The organism is Methanoregula sp. (assembly GCF_041663825.1).
Lineage (GTDB): Archaea > Halobacteriota > Methanomicrobia > Methanomicrobiales > Methanospirillaceae > Methanoregula.
Genome location: NZ_JBAYLY010000002.1, coordinates 113,435 through 130,191, shown reverse-complemented (window position 1 = coordinate 130,191; position 16,757 = coordinate 113,435). Strand labels below are relative to the sequence as shown.

13 protein-coding genes are annotated in these 16,757 nt (G+C 51.8%); 8 read left to right on the top strand and 5 right to left on the bottom strand.

Annotated elements, in window-relative coordinates:
- Nucleotides 1–834 precede the first annotated feature (834 nt).
- The 4 genes from WCX19_RS01740 (at nucleotide 835) to WCX19_RS01725 (ending at nucleotide 6,488) form a co-directional block, all read left to right on the top strand.
- Entirely contained in the window at nucleotides 835–1,590 is a 756-nt protein-coding gene (locus WCX19_RS01740) for an RNA-guided endonuclease TnpB family protein (RefSeq protein WP_373004047.1), read from the top strand.
- A gap of 297 nt (nucleotides 1,591–1,887) precedes the next feature.
- Nucleotides 1,888–3,144 carry a response regulator gene (locus WCX19_RS01735; protein WP_373004044.1) on the top strand — a complete coding sequence of 419 codons (1,257 nt, stop codon included), beginning with the start codon at nucleotides 1,888–1,890 and terminating at the stop codon, nucleotides 3,142–3,144.
- Nucleotides 3,145–3,672: 528 nt separating this feature from the next.
- Complete coding sequence (locus tag WCX19_RS01730; protein WP_373004040.1) at nucleotides 3,673–4,014, top strand: hypothetical protein; 342 nt, start codon at nucleotides 3,673–3,675, stop codon at nucleotides 4,012–4,014.
- Between the two features lie 329 nt (nucleotides 4,015–4,343).
- Nucleotides 4,344–6,488 (top strand): SpoIIE family protein phosphatase, encoded by a 2,145-nt coding sequence (locus WCX19_RS01725; RefSeq protein ID WP_373004037.1) that lies wholly within the window; start codon nucleotides 4,344–4,346, stop codon nucleotides 6,486–6,488.
- Between the two features lie 410 nt (nucleotides 6,489–6,898).
- Here the strand turns inward: WCX19_RS01725 and WCX19_RS01720 are convergent, their stop codons facing one another.
- Nucleotides 6,899–7,825: a DUF4349 domain-containing protein gene (locus WCX19_RS01720; protein ID WP_373004034.1), complete on the bottom strand. Its 927-nt coding sequence runs from the start codon at nucleotides 7,823–7,825 to the stop codon at nucleotides 6,899–6,901.
- An 843-nt stretch (nucleotides 7,826–8,668) separates the two neighbouring features.
- Between WCX19_RS01720 and WCX19_RS01715 the strand changes: the two genes are divergently transcribed.
- The 3 genes from WCX19_RS01715 to WCX19_RS01705 all read left to right on the top strand — a co-directional run bounded on the left by WCX19_RS01715 (nucleotide 8,669) and on the right by WCX19_RS01705 (nucleotide 11,760).
- Nucleotides 8,669–9,871: an argininosuccinate synthase gene (locus WCX19_RS01715; RefSeq protein ID WP_373004031.1), complete on the top strand. Its 1,203-nt coding sequence runs from the start codon at nucleotides 8,669–8,671 to the stop codon at nucleotides 9,869–9,871.
- A gap of 100 nt (nucleotides 9,872–9,971) precedes the next feature.
- Complete coding sequence (locus WCX19_RS01710; protein WP_373004028.1) at nucleotides 9,972–11,471, top strand: methanogenesis marker 14 protein; 1,500 nt, start codon at nucleotides 9,972–9,974, stop codon at nucleotides 11,469–11,471.
- 13 nt (nucleotides 11,472–11,484) lie between these two features.
- Entirely contained in the window at nucleotides 11,485–11,760 is a 276-nt protein-coding gene (locus tag WCX19_RS01705; protein ID WP_373004025.1) for a hypothetical protein, read from the top strand.
- A gap of 37 nt (nucleotides 11,761–11,797) precedes the next feature.
- Here WCX19_RS01705 and argF read toward each other — a convergent pair whose 3' ends face one another.
- From argF to WCX19_RS01685, 4 genes are read right to left on the bottom strand one after another with little or no spacing between them, the layout of a single operon-like run.
- Complete coding sequence (gene argF / locus WCX19_RS01700) at nucleotides 11,798–12,709, bottom strand: ornithine carbamoyltransferase (protein ID WP_373004022.1); 912 nt, start codon at nucleotides 12,707–12,709, stop codon at nucleotides 11,798–11,800.
- Nucleotides 12,710–13,993, bottom strand: a complete 1,284-nt coding sequence (gene purD, locus WCX19_RS01695; RefSeq protein ID WP_373004236.1) for a phosphoribosylamine--glycine ligase — start codon at nucleotides 13,991–13,993, stop codon at nucleotides 12,710–12,712.
- 57 nt (nucleotides 13,994–14,050) lie between these two features.
- Nucleotides 14,051–14,554, bottom strand: coding sequence for an orotate phosphoribosyltransferase (pyrE, locus tag WCX19_RS01690; RefSeq protein ID WP_373004019.1), 504 nt, complete (start codon nucleotides 14,552–14,554; stop codon nucleotides 14,051–14,053).
- A gap of 5 nt (nucleotides 14,555–14,559) precedes the next feature.
- Nucleotides 14,560–15,060: a CDP-2,3-bis-(O-geranylgeranyl)-sn-glycerol synthase gene (locus tag WCX19_RS01685; protein ID WP_373004233.1), complete on the bottom strand. Its 501-nt coding sequence runs from the start codon at nucleotides 15,058–15,060 to the stop codon at nucleotides 14,560–14,562.
- A 162-nt stretch (nucleotides 15,061–15,222) separates the two neighbouring features.
- On the opposite strand from WCX19_RS01685, the gene tes reads away from it, so the two are divergent.
- Nucleotides 15,223–16,686, top strand: coding sequence for a tetraether lipid synthase Tes (gene tes / locus WCX19_RS01680; protein WP_373004016.1), 1,464 nt, complete (start codon nucleotides 15,223–15,225; stop codon nucleotides 16,684–16,686).
- Nucleotides 16,687–16,757: the final 71 nt, after the last annotated feature.

Sequence of the window (16,757 nt, the reverse complement as noted above, 5' to 3'; positions counted from 1 at the left end):
CAGCAGCCCCCATATTCTGAATCCGCCAAAGGCATCATGCCCGGTTCACTGGCGGATAATTCCGGAAAAAGTCCGACACAGCAGCTGAAGATTCTGGAAAAAGAATGACCCGATTGCCGGACTTTTAAAAAAAGCCGGACAAGTTGTTGAACAATTTTAAAAAAAGCCGGTAAGGTTGGCGGACTTTTATAAAAAAGTACAGCAACGTTATCGGGATTTTATAAAAAAGTCCGGCAACGTTATCGGGATTTTATAAAAAAGTCCGGCAAGGTTGGTGAACTTTCAAAAAAAAGTCCGGTAAAGTTGCCGGATTTTTTGTGAAAAAATCGGTGTCCGGATGCGCATTTTTTCATCTGAACCTCCGAAATGATTTGCCGAACGTTCCTGAAAAAGTCCGGTAAGGTTATCGAACATTTACAAAAAAGTCCGGCAAAGTTGGTGAACTTTCAAAAAAAAGTCTGATGAAGTTATCGAACTTTTACAAAAAAGTCCGGTAAGGTTCGTGAAGATTTCTGAAAAAGTCCGGTACAGTGACCGAACATTAAAAAAAGAACGGATACCGATCTGGCAATTCTGGAAAAATGCCGGCTCACGGAGGTCACCCTGCCGTGATGAATGGGCATGCGCCGATCCCGATTATCCTAAAAAAATATTTTCCGCATACATAATCCCGCACGATTAATCATCTCTTTTCCTAATCCGGGTCGTTCTACCGCAAGATATAAAGGAACGGGATGCATAATCACGAATCAGGACAGGAGGACCAAACCACTAGAGAGATCCAATGACCGTGTAAAGGCAGTTTGTATCGCAGGCGAACTTGGGTAGGAAAAGGTGATCGAAGTTCATCAATCCACACACATACCTGCCCGCTGGATCGGTGTTGATCTCAACACGACCGGACACGCGGCAGTCGCCGCCGACCCGGACAGCGGGAAGATCCTGAAACTGGGGAAAAACACACACTATGTCCGCAGTAACTCCACCAAAAACTGCACGAAACTCTACAGGGAAGGAAAACTCTGGAAACTAAAAAAAGACAAAAGCCATGAGCGCAAAGCGTTCAAGGCAGCCATAAACAGAATCTCCCGGCAGATCGTATCCTTCGCGGAATCGCTCGGCTCGGGTATCAAGTTTGAAAAACTCTTCTCCAGCCGTTACTCGCACTCTCACGATGCAGCGGGTTTTATCGAGTTCTCGTTTGGGAACGGATCGTTCTTCTCGCTCCAGCGGCTGGTGGAGAAAATGGCGCTACGGCGGGGTATCCCCGTCATCTATGTCAATCCGGCCTACACCTCGAAGAGATGCAGCCGGTGCGGAGGTATAGGACGGCGGAGCAGGAAGCGTTTTGAGTGCCCGCACTGCGGGTTTGTCGCACACGCTGATGTTAACGCCGCGTTCAATATTGCACTTACATCCCGCCGGTCTGCGATCCAGAATTTCCGCGAGGAAGAGCAGGAGGAACGTGTCCGACTCATAAAGAAGGAGATGCGCCGTCATGCACGCGAAGAGATATTTACTCCGCATCCTGGTGTTCCCGGTGTCGCGGCACAGGCACCGTGCGAGAACCTGCTTGCAGTGCTGCAATAACCCGTGTCGCATGGGACCGCTTGATCTTCTTTTCTTTTTTGGAGAGTAACAAGGCGCGGGATTTTACCGGTTCCGGATTTTAGTACCATATTATACTATAAATAAATACTCATTAAAAATTATCTGAAACATTTAGTTTTTTTACAATTTAACGAAAATTCTGGATTTATTTCCTAACTTATCAGAAAAAAATCGCAACGCATATATTTTATACAGGCAAATAAGCGGTTTGAGTGTGAGTAGCATGCGTGCTCTTCCGAACCGGGTTTCGGGGAGCAGGCTCGCAGGAACGACCGGATGTATTCAATCCTTTATGTTGATGACGATGAGGCTTTACTTGCTGTCAACAAGTTACTCCTGGAAAACACCGGGGATTTCTCGGTTGACACCCTGCTCTCTGCAAAGGAAGCACTCGAACGGATACCCGCCGTCAAGTACGATGCAATAGTGTCCGACTACCAGATGCCGGGGATGGACGGCATTGAATTTTTAAAATGCGTCCGGATACGCCATGGCAACCTGCCGTTTCTCCTCTTTACCGGCAAAGGCCGGGAAGAAATCGTGATAGATGCACTCAACAACGGGGCTGATTTTTATATCCGGAAAGGACCCGACATGAAAAGCATGCTTGCGGAGCTCAGGCACAAGCTTCTCAATGCCATAGAACGCCGCCGGACCGAGACTGCGTTAAACGAGTCACGGCAGCTCCAGAACGATATTATCAATTTCCTCCCGGATGCGACGTTTGTTATCGATACGAAAGGAACGGTCGTTGCCTGGAACAATGCAATAGAAAAAATGTCCGGAATTAAAAAGACAGAGATCATCGGAAAAGGAGACTATCTGTATGCGATTCCTTTTTTCGGGAAACCGCGACCGATCCTTATCGATCTCGTCCATGGCGATTATCCGGAGATCGAATCAGGCTATTCTTACTTTGGGCGGCGCGAACGGGACATCCATGCAGAAATTGTCCTTCCCCTTTTTAACGGGAGAGCGAATGTGTATCTCTGGCTCACGGCAGGGCCGCTCTATGATCTCAGCGGGAACCTGACCGGGGCAATAGAATCGATCCGGGATATGACTGAAATCCAGAAAATCCGTCATGATCTGCTGATATCCCGCAAGATGAACCAGGATTTTGCCGAGATGATGCCGGTAGTTGTCTATGAAATGGATCTTTCGGGTACCCTGACATTTGTTAATTCACTTGCTTATGAGTGGTTTGGTATCACACAGGTTGATTTTGACCGGAAGATCTGTATTTTTGACTATATTTCCCCGGAGGACCGCGAGCGGGCGGCACGAGATATCCGGATGAGCATCACCGGAACAAAAAGCATTGGCCATGAATACAATCTCCTGAGAAAAGATAAAAAAATATTTCCCGGTCTCATTTATGGTTCCGCGGTCATCGATCCCGGTACCGGAAAGTGTACCGGCATGCGTGGGATCATCACCAATATGACTGAAAAAAAAGAGACCTCCCGTGCACTTTATGAAACCCGGGAGCGGTTGGAGATGGCACTTAGATCCGGAGATACCGGGGTATGAAACATCAGTATCCCCAATTTGAAGATAGACCGTGTGGATGAGGTTTACCGTACGCTCGGATATGATGCAGGATCAGAATGTTTTACCCTTAAATCCATCTTCCGGCTTATCCCGCCGGAAGAGGTTACTCGGGGTCAGGGTTTCCTTCGAGGCCCCGGTTAAAAACAGACCGCTTTTTTTTTAACTGATATACGCATGCTCTACCGGGATAAAACCTGGAAATGGGTACTCGTTTGGAGAAAATTGATAAAATGGGATGCCCTGTTCGCATCACCGGAACGGTCACCGATGTTACCCCAGATTAATTATGTTAAATTTTCCGGTACAGATAATACAGAGACATCGTAATACGCCCCACAATGGGGGCAGTGCTGGCACAAAGGGGGTGATCACCTCTATGAAAAAAAAGATTTTCAACAAAGCAGGATATTTTTCAAGATAGCCATAAGAAAAAAAAGCCGTTCCGGGACGTGGCTTTTTTGGACTCACAAGAAAACATTTCTCGTTACCGAATGAAGAATTCCCCGTATGACTGAAAACAAAGGTCTGCTCTACAGTTTCGCATTATTCAAGCAGCGGTACACCCGGGGAACGTCATGGACCCAGATTCTCTTAAACTTCGGTATCATCACGGCAAACGCCAAACTTTTCGAGGACTTTTTTTACATCCACCTGGGCCTTACCCTGCCTATGGTCATCGCCCTCGCAATTCCCTGTTATATTATCATCTGTTATCTCATCGGTCATTTTGATGAAAAACTCGGATTCTGGCAGATCGAGAACAACCTCAGCTACCGGTATACTCCGTATTCCGAAGAGATGCTCAACTCGATACGGGAGATCAAACAGAAACTGGACCGGGAACCATAAAGGGTGACCTTTACCCTCGGGACAATCTTTTTCCCCGGCATTCATGCAGGTCAATAAAAACGGTGTAGGATTGCCCATCCACTTATAGACATTGTATACCATTCCGGGAAGCGTTTGCGGGACAAGCCGGCATACCTTCGGCATGGAGAACGGGGTGGCAAATCTCCGGCGCCAAAGGCAAAGCCCCCGTAATCTCCGCAAAATTCCTGCAAACCCGTAGTGATGCAGAAATGCAGCTGACAGAAGAGAGAGTCTGGTAAAAAAGAGATGCACTTTTTACCGATCACGACATTTATGAGAACATACCGGCTGATGCCTGTGGTATCCCCATGAACCTTCCCGCTCGTCCCAGGATTGCACTTACCCTCAGGGCCAAGATCCTTATCCTCTTTCTCGCGCTCTCCCTTGCCGCCCTTGCCATAACGGGTTATTTTGCGTTCTCCGCAATCTCCGATGTGGGTTCCTATGCTCAGGGAAGCAGCCAGGCGCTGGGGGAGGGCGTGGTAAATGATAGTTCCGCGGCCCTGCTTTCCCTTGGTGAGGAGTACCTCGTCCGTATCGCATCCGACAAGGCAGAGATTACCAATGTACTTTTCGTGGATACCGAAACTGAAATGAACATTCTTGCCGCTCAGACTGCCGAGTTCCAGTACAACGCTCCGGTGACTGCACTTACACCAGTATATCCCGGGAATACCCCTCCATCCGATCCTAAGTCAGGGGCGGTCCTCACGTTTGCGCCCGGGGTAACCGCAACTCCCGGTTCGGAGGAAGCACGGACACTGTCCGGCCTTTCTGACGTTCTCAAAGCAATATTTACTGCCGATAATGATATGACAAGCATCTATATTGCCACTGATTCCGGCATGATACTGATGTACCCGGGAGATGCGAATCTTCCCAAAAATTACGATCCCCGGACACGTTCATGGTACGTGCAAGCTGTCGCGCAGGGTGAACGGGTCTGGTCGGATGCACCGTACGTTGATGCAGGCAACAGCGATCTGGTCATGACCTACTCACAGGCAGTAACAAGCCAGAAATACGGCCACTGGGTGATCGGATCGGATGTGTCGACAAAGACGATTAATGATAATTTTATAGGCCAGACGTTTGGCGGACAGGGATATGCGGTTCTCCTCAATCAGAACGGGGATATTATCAGCCGTCCCGGGTTATCTGCCGGAAACGTGCGATGGAACGAGCCGGTTGGCCCTGAGAATGCCTTTTCCGGCAACGATCCAGGTCTCGGTGCGGTGGCCGCAAACATGACCGCCGGTAAGACAGGTATTGGAAAAGTCTGGTTCAATGGGACTGAGACGTACGTTGCCTATGCGCCGGTCAGTTCGATGAACTGGAGCCTTGCCATATCCCTGCCGGTCAGCGAGATCACCCGGCCGGTTGAAAATTTTACGGGAAAAATTCAGGATGCGACGCAGGATACCGGAACACATATCACCGCCCAGACCGACCGGTTGAGAACCGTTTTTATCTTCCTTTTCGTTGCGATCCTGCTGTTCGTGCTCATGGTGTCGGTCCTTCTCAGCCATGTGATCACCCAACCGGTTGCAACCCTCAAGGAGGGCGCGATGGCTTTCGGTGACGGGGACCTGGATTTCCGGGTAACGATCCGGTCCGGTGACGAGTTCGAGGATCTCGCCCGTTCGTTTAATTCGATGGCTGATATGCTCAAAGAGAATATCGCGAATCTCAAAAAAACGACCGCTGAAAAAGAACGGTATGCAAAGGAAATGGAAATCGCACGGAGTATCCAGACCAGTTTCCTGCCGGGGAAAATGCCGGAAATCCCCGGCTTTGATCTCTCTGCGGTAATGATCCCGGCGATGGAGGTCGGCGGGGACTTTTACGATGTTATCCCGCTCCGTGACGGCGAGTGGGCATTTGTGATCGCCGATGTATCCGGTAAGGGTGTGAGTGCGGCGCTTTTTATGGCGATGTCGCGGACGCTGATACGGGCGGGTCTTGAGGGCGCGACGGAGAGCACACGTGGGCTCTATACGGCAAACCGCCTTATTGCCCGTGATGCACCATCCGGCATGTTTGTCACAGTGTTTTCAGCGGTTCTTGATCCGTGGAAACTGACATTTACCTGTACAAATGCCGGCCATAACCCACCCCTTGTTATCCGGGGGGACAGCGGTGAAGCGGTGTTTTTAGAGGAGCATGGGATCGCGATGGGTGTCCTTCCAGATATGGATATTACACCGGAGCACATGCAACTGAAACCCGGGGATCTGTTCATACTGTATACCGACGGGGTAACGGAGGCATTTGATCCTGGCTATAACGCATTCGGGGAAGAACGACTGGTCCACGTCGCAAAAGAATGCCGCAGCCTTCCCTCGGGCATAGTCCGGGACCGGATTATCGCGGCGATCCGGGAGTTTACCGGTTCTGCTCCCCAGTCTGATGATATTACGCTCGTGGTTATCCGGGTGCTGCCGCAAACCTGATACGGGGTGCCCGATACTCTCTTGCAGAAACGTCCCGGACAATACCTCAAAGTAACTCTGCTGACCGCAATAATGAGACAAAAAAATACGGCGGTCAGAAGATCTCATCTAATATCAGGAAGCTCTTTTTTCAAGAATAATATTTTTCAAAGTCCCAAACCAGGTAAGCCGGGAATTTTCCACATGGATATTCAACAGACGGCAGTGAACCGTAGATCTCCAACGACCCCCATCCCGTTCCCCTGTATGTTCCCTGGCAGGGAGTAATCCTGAAAAGGAGTGGTCCCGCCATTCAAACGTAATATTACACCTGCCACATCCGGATAAGTGACACTTGCCCTAGCAGAATTACCCGCATACGTTAAATGAGGTGAATTGTTTTCGGATTCAAATATAACGACGTGAAAAAATTATTGTGTCTCTTTTGATTCAGTCGGCACTGCTGCCGGTTTTTTCCCTTTTTTCCACCGGTAGATCCCGTATGCCGCCCCGCCAATGATAATGAGCGGGAGGAGAGTAAAAAGAATGACAATAAGCGCATCGATCATACCGAGGAATCCGGCTATACCCTCATTGAGGGTCGAGACAAAGTTGTGCCCGGTCTCTCCTCCTACCGGTTCCGGCTCCTGGAGGGTTACGGTGATTGTGGACAGATCGACACGACTGTTGAGGTATTTCAGCCTGCCTTCAAGGCGATCCAGTTCGGTCTGAACCCGGTCAATCTGCTGCTGGACGGTAATAACATCCTCCACATTCTCTGCTTTTTTCATAATGGTGTTATACTGCGCCAGCTGATTCTGGTACGAGGTTTTCTGTGCTACAAGATCGACATATTCCTCGGTTACATCCTGGCTCTGTGCTGATACCGACCTGACCGTGCCAATACCTTTTATCCCTGCAAGTGTGTCATCAAACGCAGATGCGGGAACACGCAGCACAACTGTGCCGTACAGCCTGCTGTCAGAAGTCTTCTGGATACTCGTTGACGAGACATAACCGCCTTTTGAAGTTACAAGTCCTTTTAGCGTCTCTGCCGCACCGGTTACATCAGGTACCTCAATTGTAAGTGATGCAGTCCTGATGATCTTTGTGTCCATCACGGCACTGGTAGTCCCACCACCAGACGTGGCGGATACCGGGTTTGACACCTGTATAGGGACAACAGCATTACCGGCTGAGGTATAAACACCGGACTTCATGGATATGTCCTGACGGGATGCTGTTTCGGATACAACACCCGTCTGACCGGAGCCCTGGGGGGATAGCCCCATGCAGCCGGCTGCGGCAACTGCCACAATACACAGCACAATGAGAAGTGCAATACCCGGGTACTTCATACAAACTGCATCATACAGGAAAATATAAGAATAAACCGTATACTTCGAATTTTTTGGAAGTTACCGGTTAAAAACATGAATCGAGGTAACGAGAAGTATCGGCAGATCCGAACCGCCGACGGAATGCATGCAACCGTTCGGTTCAATTCCTGACCTTTTGTAATTTTACAGATTTATGACCCGGGCTGCTGGGAATCCAGACATGCTTCTGTCGGGAGTACATGAGTATCTACTGATTATTTCCGGAATAATTATAACATCGCACGACGAGAAATCGATAAAACGGACGCAGTACAGAAAAGATCCTATAAACCTGCGGCGGCAGGGGAATACCCCGTAGTTACCAGCATATCCCGGAAATATGACGGATTCACAATGATGACGCGGATCATTATACCTTTAATTATCTGACAAAAAAGAGATCCTGCTCCGGTCAGTAAACTATAGAACAACAAAAAGGTGATACCTCGATCAGGGAAATGATACCTTTACGGGATTCAGAAGTCCATAAGACGATACAGGTATCATTCACAATAAAAAACAACTTTCATGTATCTTGCGGTTGGGGTAAAACCCAATCAGGATCATCTTTTTCCACGACCCTTGCACGTGTCCGTGGTCCGAACATTCCCTGATAGCCGGTCACATCCCTAAAAACAGGTCACGCACAAGCGTTTTAAATTTGGGTGATCCGGTAAACTCCACCACGAACCTAAAGGAATGCAGGATAAAATGCAAAGCAGGGTTTTCGAGAAAGGGAAAGACTCATTTCAGATGAGAGAGCCTTTGGAAATATATGGTGAGACAGCCAACCAGATGATCTGACAACAGGAAGTATCTATTATGGGAAAAGGTACGATCGTACTTGCATATTCCGGAGGTCTTGATACCTCCATCTGTATACCCCTTTTAAAAGAACGGTATGACTATGATCGCGTGGTCACCGTTGCCGTCAATGTCGGCCAGCGGGACGAGGAGATCGAAGTGGCGACGAAAAAGGGCCAGAAACTCGCCGATCGCCATTACACAATCGATGTTCGTGAACGATTTGTTGAAGAGCACATCCTCCCTGCGATCAAGGCAAACGGCTCCTATGAGGGGTACCCGATGGGCACCTCGCTTGCCCGGCCCCTGATTGCAGAAGAAGTAGTCAAGATCGCAAAGAAAGAGAAAGCGACCGCAATTGCTCATGGGTGTACCGGCAAGGGCAACGACCAGCTCCGGTTTGATTTCATCATCCGTGCAGCCGGCCTTGAAGTTGTCGCGCCGATCCGGGAACAGAACCTGACCCGGGACTGGGAGATCGAGTACGCAAAGGAGCACCGGATCCCGGTGCCGGTGAAAAAGAGCAAGCCCTGGAGCATGGACGAGAACTGCTGGAGCCGGAGCATCGAAGGCGGCCGGCTCGAGGATCCTGCCTTCCACCCGCCAGAGGAGATCTATCTCTGGACAGTCTCCCCGGAAAAGGCCCCGGCAAAACCGGAGAAACTTACTATCACGTTTTCCGGCGGTGTTCCGGTTTCCTTAAACGGGAAGAAACTTGCCGGTTATGATCTGATCCAGAAACTCAACGTCCTTGCCGGAAAGCACGGTGTCGGGAGGAACGATATGATTGAGGATCGTATCCTCGGGCTCAAGGCACGGGAAAACTATGAGCACCCGGCAGCGACCGTTATCCTTGCCGCCCACCGGGATCTTGAGAGCCTGGTACTCACCCGGCAGGAACTGGCGTTTAAAAGGATGGTTGATGACAAGTGGTCGGAACTGGCGTACAAGGGTCTTGTCTATGAACCGCTGTATGCTGCGCTCAACGCATTTATCGATACGACGCAGGAACGGGTAAACGGCAGCGTTGATCTCGAACTCTACAAGGGGAGTGTCAGGGTGCTCGGTCGCAGTTCCCCGCAGGCAATTTACTCAGGAGATCTCGTCTCCTTTGACAGCGCATCCATTGACCAGTGCCATGCGATCGGTGTCTCCCAGTACTTCGGTATCCAGGCACGCCTGGTTCATGCCATGAAACAGAAAAGGGTACACCGGAAATAAGTCCCCCGTGTCACTATAACCCTATCAGTTTCCCTTTTTTTATCGGCTTTTTTTACCCCAAAAAGAAATCTATATCCCGTAACAACCTGATCGTTAGTGTATGTGCGCCGGTTTTTTTTCCCGCATTGGAAAACCCAAACCCCATATCGTTGAAAGCCCCGAGCCCCCGTCAATATCCCATGGCGCCGGGATGCGGATACCTGAGTACAAAAACAAGCCCTATTTTATCGTGGCCTCTGTGGAGATGGGGAACACTACCACAAAGTGCATCCTCACCGGGGTAAGCCTGGAAACCGGCAAATCGTACGTGATCAACAAGACCGTGAGCATGAGCCGGGACATCCGGCCGCCAAAGCCTGGTGAGGAGACCTTCGGCGAGACCCTGGACGGGACCAAACTTTCACGGGAGGCGGTAACTGAACTGGTGCGGGACACGCTGATCCAGTGCCACAAAGATGCACACCTTGATATCGTAAAAGACCTTGATTTTGTTGTCCGGAGTACCGGAGTTGTGGCCGAGATGGAATCCCCGGATCAGGTCGGGGATTTTGTTATCGCCCTTGCAAACGGCTGCCTGATAGCCGGAGTCCCGCCACGGAAGATGACCCCCCCCATGGCAAAGGCCAACCAGTCTGAAAAACTCCAGCCTTTCAGTTTTGCCGACAAGGTCGTGTTCATTGGTGCCGTTGCCGGGGTGATCCCACCGGTGGGTTCGACCGGGGTCGAGATGGTCGCAAATGAGATGGAAGGGGAACTCGCGATGGCCGGGATCAAGGAAGGGGCAAAGTGGACGCCGGTCGATTTCCGTAATCCCTGTGTCTCCATGGATTTCGGGACGACGCTTGACGGGCGGATCACAAGCGACGTAAACCCGGACGATCCGAACCCGTTTGCAAAGACCATCGGGAACTTCTGCGGCCTTGCCGGGGCAATTCCCGATGCGATTGTCCGGGGGACCGGTCTTGTTCAGGAACGGACCGGGACTGCGCTTGACATTTTCGGTGAACACAGCGTGACGGGCGGTTTCTTTTCGGGGGGCAACCGCAGGGTTATCGATGATTTTGTGAACCGGTGCCATGAGCATATCGATATCCGGATTGTCCCGTCGGATCGTGACCGGTTCGGGCGCGTACCGGTCAACGCGAAGCTTGCAAAGGAGTCGCATGTCGCTATGATCGGGTGCGACTGCGGGGAGAACAGCAGCGATCTCGACAAACTCCTTGAGATCGGCGCTGAGATCCACAAGAACTACAACCTCTCGACCTTAAACGAAGTGGTCGACCAGGTCTGCGCAAGGATGGCACTCCGGCTTACTGATGTGGCCGTTGAAGAGCACCTTGTCCCGCGGAATGCGTCGATCGGGTTTACCGGGCGGGCGGCAATTTCGGGACGAAAACCCGAGTATATCCTTGAGGGGATTACCGAGCGTAACCTCTTCGATGATCCCAATGATCACCTCGTCTTTGTTGACGACGGCTTGGCCCGGGGAGCCTCCCTGATGGGGCGGTGCATGAACTCGCTCGGGAAACCCAAAAATCCCATCGGTGGCGTGCGGGGAGGGCCCTGTATTATGAACCGGCGGATCAAAATAGGTAAGTGAGGATTGGTGTACTATGCCAGACGAGACAGATTCCGAACAGAACCAAGCGTGCGAGACCGGTGAAGAACCATTGTTTGATGTTATCATTCCCCCCGGGGTACCACGTTCCGTGATCTTCGATGTCGTCAAGAAATTCGATGTAGAAGTGGTCGAGTGTAAACAAAAACTGTACTTCGCGAATATGGAGGGCGACGAACGGGAACTCCTTGCTTTCCGTGCCCCGCGTGAAACCGCGGAACAGGTCGAAAAATATATGGTAGAAAAAGTCCGGGCATTTATCGGCTCATAAGCCGTAATCCTCTAAAAACGGGATACTGAAGTATCCATTACCTTTTTAAGAGTTTTACCAGCAGCGCTTTCTGGGCATGCAGACGGTTCTCTGCTTCGTCCCATACCAGGCTCTGCGGGCCATCGAGCACATCGCCGGTGATCTCCTCGCCCCGGTGGGCAGGCAGGCAGTGAAGTACCCGGACATCGGGAGCGGCATGCCGCAGGAGTGCCTCGTTTACGGTAAATCCTTTGAATGCAGCGAGCCGTTTTTCCTTTTCCGCCTCATCGCCCATCGAGATCCATGTGTCAGTGACGATGACGTGGGCGTCTTTTACGGCTGCCTCGGGGGTTTTTGCTGTAGTTACCCTGCCGCCAAGGCTCCGTGCCTTTTCTATGAGCTCCGGTGCCACCTCGTAGCCTTTCGGGCTTGCCACGGAGACCTCCATGCCGGTAAGGGCAGAAGAGAGGACAAGGGAATTGCAGACATTATTGCCATCCCCGATCCATGCGACACGAAGATCCCTGACCTCACCGAAATGCTCCCTGATGGTCAGGATGTCGGCAAGGAGCTGGCAGGGGTGTTCGCGGTCGGAAAGCCCGTTAATAACCGGGACCGTGGCGTTTGCCGCCAGTTCTTCGACCGTGCTGTGCAGGTAAGCGCGGATCATCACGGCAGAAACATACCGGGACGCGACCCGTGCAGTATCCCGGATCTCCTCCCCTCTCCCGATCTGGAGATCCTTTGCGTTTAAGAAGAGCGCATGGCCGCCGAGTTCATGCATGCCTACTTCAAACGAGATATGCGTCCGGGTCGAGGACTTCTCGAAGATCATCGCAAGGGACATGCCCCGCAAGAGTTCGTGGGGGACTCCTGCCCGCTTCTGGCGCTTGAGGCGTTCTGCGCCGGACAGGATCTCTTCAAGTTCAGTTGTATTGATATCCAGAATGGAAAGGAAATCTTTCTTCATTTAGAGCTCCTTCATATGGGCGATGCGCCGGTCGAGCAGTGCCTGTGTCCCGATATCGCGACGGTGACAGATGTCTCCTTGTACTGCCGATGCTGCCTGCTCCGCGATGCGTTCTGCCGCGGCAAGGGTATCTGCCTTCCCCACAAATGCAAGCGTCCGGGATGTGAGGGTAAAGAGTCGTCCGGCCCGCTCTTCAACGTTTGCATAATAGAGGATCGCGTCACCGGTTTTCCCCAGGTCTAGCGGTCTGCCAACCCTTGGGGCCGCAGGATAACCCTCGGGCACAAGGTACTTGCAGACCGTTGCCGCGTGCTCAAAGGAGATCTTCGATGCGGAGAGGGTTCCTTCGGTGATCCCGGTAACCGCATCGCAGAGATCGGAGGAGAGAAGCGTGAGCACATTCATTGCCTCAGGATCCCCGAACCGGGCGTTGAACTCTATAACCTTGGGCCCCTCGGTCGTATTCATGAACTGGCCATACAGGATGCCCTTATACGGGATCCCGTCTTTTGCCATCGCGGCGACAACGGAGGCCATGATGGAGAGCGCAGCCGTGTGATCCTTCCTGCTCACGAAGGGGAGCATGTGATCCGGCATCGTGTACGATCCCATACCCCCGGTGTTTGGCCCGGTGTCTCCGTCAAACGCCCGTTTGTGATCCTGCACGAGCGGCATTGGGATGAGATGGAACCCGTCGACAAATGCCTGGAGGGTGAACTCCTCGCCAATGAGGCGTTCTTCGAGAACGACGTCCCCTTTGATCTGGTGGATGTAGTCGATGGCACCGGCAAGATCCACCTGCTCCCCCATGATTCGGACACCTTTCCCGCCAGTGAGACCGATCGGCTTGATTGCCAGATCCCCGTCATGGTCCTTCACAAACGCGATTGCATCGGTTGTGTCGTGGAAGACCCGGTAGGCCGGGTTACCGCCGATGTGATGGTGCGTCATTAAATCCCGGCAGAATGCCTTGTCGGTCTCGATACGGGCCGCCGCTTTTGTCGGGCCGACGCACGCTACGCCTTCAGCGGAAAGACGATCAACCACCCCGGCTTCAAGCGGTGCTTCGGGCCCGATGAATGCATGAGTGACCCCGGTCTTTTTGGCGAACGTTAAGATCCGGGCGAGATCCGTCTCTTTGGAAATGCAGACTTTCTTTGCGAGACGGGCAATACCGGGGTTCTTCCTTGCCATTACCGAATAGATCTCGGTCTCGCTGTTGCGGGACAGGGCAGCGGCTATGGCATGTTCCCGACCGCCACCACCAACAACGAGGATCTTCATCATCGATCACATGGGTTCTTTGGTTAAAAATGGTTTACGCTTAAGGGAAGGTACGCGTCAGAGAATCTCGCTGACCCGGACAAGTGGGTAGAGTGCGATGGCCTGCTCTTTTAACGTGGCTGCCGCGCCCTGCTCACGGTCAACCACGGTGACGACACGGTCAGCCCGTGCCCCCGCATTCCGCAGCGTAGAAATCCCGTAGAGAGCCGATCCCCCCGACGTGGTTACATCCTCGACAAGGAGGATATCCTTTCCTTTCACATCCCCGATGATCAGTGACTTCTTGCCATGGTCTTTCTCTTCTGCCCGTATGATCGCGAAGGGTTTTTGAGCGGCAAGCGCAGTGGCTACCGCCAGAGGCACCCCCCCCACGGCAACACCGGCCACTACATCGAATTCGTATCTCTTTACTATCTCTTGAGCTATTGCCGCGAGAAATTCTGGATGCGTTACTGCGGTTTTCACATCGACATAGTACCGGCTCTTTGCGCCGGAAGCAAGGGTAAAGTCACCGAACTCGATGGCCTTGTGCCGTATAAGGAGATCTGCGAGTGCATTCATAGTGTTCACCAGGGTTCCTTCTTGACCCCGCACAGGTACCCGATAATGTTGACCGCACGGTGGAGGACCGGGGTAAGGATCAGGATCACGATAAGTATCTGCCACGTAATGTTTGAGAGAAGCCACGCCGGGTCAAAGACAAGCATCAGGACAAAGGCACCGACCACGAGGTCGTACTGGTCGGCAATCGGCCATGCGTCTCCCCGGTTTTTCCCAAGCCGCCTTTTTATAAAACTCTTTCCCATGTCCCCGAGGAGTGCCCCGAGCGAGAGGAGGACGATCGAAGCTGCCGTATGCTGCGGCAGGAATGCCCAGCCATAGGTACTGGCAAGCCAGATCTGCATTGCCCCGACTACAATGCCGGCAAGTACGCCGCATATAAGACCCCGGTACGTCTTGCCATCACCAAGGAGCCTGCGGCCATCTGAATAGTTTTTGTTAAAATCAATCGGTGTCCCACCGCCGCAAAGTGCCGCGACGGGGTTAGGGACATAGGCAGGAACCATGATCCAGAATGCGGCAAGCAGTGTCGAGAGCAATGGTATTATGAATGACTCAGCACTAATAATGTTGCACTCCAATACCTGTAATAAAGAGCAGACAAAAAGATTAAGGTTACTAAAAGAAGCAAAATAATCCTGTTATTGCTGCCTCGGGTGGATTAAAATATGTTGATTAAAAAAACACGCAGCCTTTGCCCAGTCTGTGGATCAGTCCTGGAAGCGGAGATTGTAGAAGAAGAGGAGAAGATCTGGATCGTGAGGACGTGCCCGGAGCATGGTCTGTTCCGACACGTCTACTGGTCCGACCCTGAGATGTACCACCGGTTTGCTCATTATGATGCGATCGGTCGCGGCGTGACAAATCCCCAGAACCCCGTGACCTCAGATACCTGTCCTACCGCGTGTGGCCTGTGCAGCAACCACCATTCGGGGACGCTCCTTGCAAACATCGACCTGACCAACCGGTGCAATCTTGACTGCAGTTTCTGTTTTGCCAATGCCCGTGCCTGTGGGTTTGTGTACGAACCGAGTTTTGACGAGATTGTCAGCATGATGCAGATGCTCAGAAATGAGAAGCCTGTGCCGACACCCGCCGTGCAGTTCTCCGGTGGCGAGCCGACCATGCGGGACGACCTTGTCGATATCGTCAAAAAGGCAAAGGAACTGGGATTTCCGCAGGTCCAGATCGCAACCAACGGTGTGAAACTGGCAAATAACCCGGCTCTTGCCCAGCAGCTCAAGGATGCCGGTCTCTCAACGGTTTATCTCCATTTCGATGGTGTTACTCCTGCGACAAACCCGTATTTAAAAATCGACCTGAAGGCGCTGGAGAATCTGAATAAGGCCGGGGTTGGCGTGGTGCTCGTGCCGACAATTATCAAGGGAACCAATAACCAGGAAGTCGGAGAGATCCTGAAATTTGCTGCCGAGCACATCTCGATTGTGAGGGGCGTAAACTTCCAGCCCGTGGCATTTACCGGTGCTGCAAAGGATGAGGATCTTGAGAAGGAGCGAATCACAATCCCCGAACTAATTGGGGATATCGAGACCCAGACTAAAGGAATATTGAAGAAAAGCGATTTTTACCCGGTACCCTGCGTGCTGCCGTTTTCCGATCTGGTGGAGGCCTATACCGGCCGGCCGCAGGTACGCTTCACAGCTCACGAGCACTGCGGCGCGGCAACGTACGTCTTTGTCACTAAAGACGGAATGACACCAGTGACCCGGATGGTCGATGTGGAAAGCCTCTTTGCGGCGATCGAACAGATGTCAAACAAACTCAAGAAAGGTGGCACCATCAACAAGTACGCGACGCTGCTCGAAGGTGTCAAAGAACTCCATGCATCGTTCAAGAAAGGCGAGAAGGGGAACACGGCTGAGTTCTGGAAACTGATCGGAAAGACGCTGATTGGCCAGAATTTTGATGCACTGCGGGAGTTCCACTGGAACGCGCTCTTTATCGGCACGATGCATTTCATGGACCGGTACAACTACGATATTGAACGTGTCCAGCGGTGCTGTATCCACTATGCGACACCGGATGGCAAACTTATTCCGTTCTGTACCTACAACAGTGGCCCGATCTACCGGGAACAGATCTGGAAGAAATACGCAAAAGAACAGCAGTAATTTTTCAGATCTTTTTTTGGGTATTTTGTTAATAGGGTTTTACCGGCTTTGTTTCCTGCCGGCTGTGGAAG

What these genes read in the sequence shown, in the direction of transcription:
- WCX19_RS01735 (WP_373004044.1), top strand. Translation starts at nt 1,888, where the DNA reads ATGTATTCAATCCTTTATGTTGATGACGATGAGGCTTTACTTGCTGTC.
- WCX19_RS01730 (WP_373004040.1), top strand. Translation starts at nt 3,673, where the DNA reads ATGACTGAAAACAAAGGTCTGCTCTACAGTTTCGCATTATTCAAGCAG.
- WCX19_RS01725 (WP_373004037.1), top strand. Translation starts at nt 4,344, where the DNA reads ATGAACCTTCCCGCTCGTCCCAGGATTGCACTTACCCTCAGGGCCAAG.
- WCX19_RS01720 (WP_373004034.1), bottom strand. Translation starts at nt 7,825, where the DNA reads ATGAAGTACCCGGGTATTGCACTTCTCATTGTGCTGTGTATTGTGGCA.
- WCX19_RS01715 (WP_373004031.1), top strand. Translation starts at nt 8,669, where the DNA reads ATGGGAAAAGGTACGATCGTACTTGCATATTCCGGAGGTCTTGATACC.
- WCX19_RS01710 (WP_373004028.1), top strand. Translation starts at nt 9,972, where the DNA reads ATGTGCGCCGGTTTTTTTTCCCGCATTGGAAAACCCAAACCCCATATC.
- WCX19_RS01705 (WP_373004025.1), top strand. Translation starts at nt 11,485, where the DNA reads ATGCCAGACGAGACAGATTCCGAACAGAACCAAGCGTGCGAGACCGGT.
- argF (WP_373004022.1), bottom strand. Translation starts at nt 12,709, where the DNA reads ATGAAGAAAGATTTCCTTTCCATTCTGGATATCAATACAACTGAACTT.
- purD (WP_373004236.1), bottom strand. Translation starts at nt 13,993, where the DNA reads ATGAAGATCCTCGTTGTTGGTGGTGGCGGTCGGGAACATGCCATAGCC.
- pyrE (WP_373004019.1), bottom strand. Translation starts at nt 14,554, where the DNA reads ATGAATGCACTCGCAGATCTCCTTATACGGCACAAGGCCATCGAGTTC.
- WCX19_RS01685 (WP_373004233.1), bottom strand. Translation starts at nt 15,060, where the DNA reads ATGGTTCCTGCCTATGTCCCTAACCCCGTCGCGGCACTTTGCGGCGGT.
- tes (WP_373004016.1), top strand. Translation starts at nt 15,223, where the DNA reads ATGTTGATTAAAAAAACACGCAGCCTTTGCCCAGTCTGTGGATCAGTC.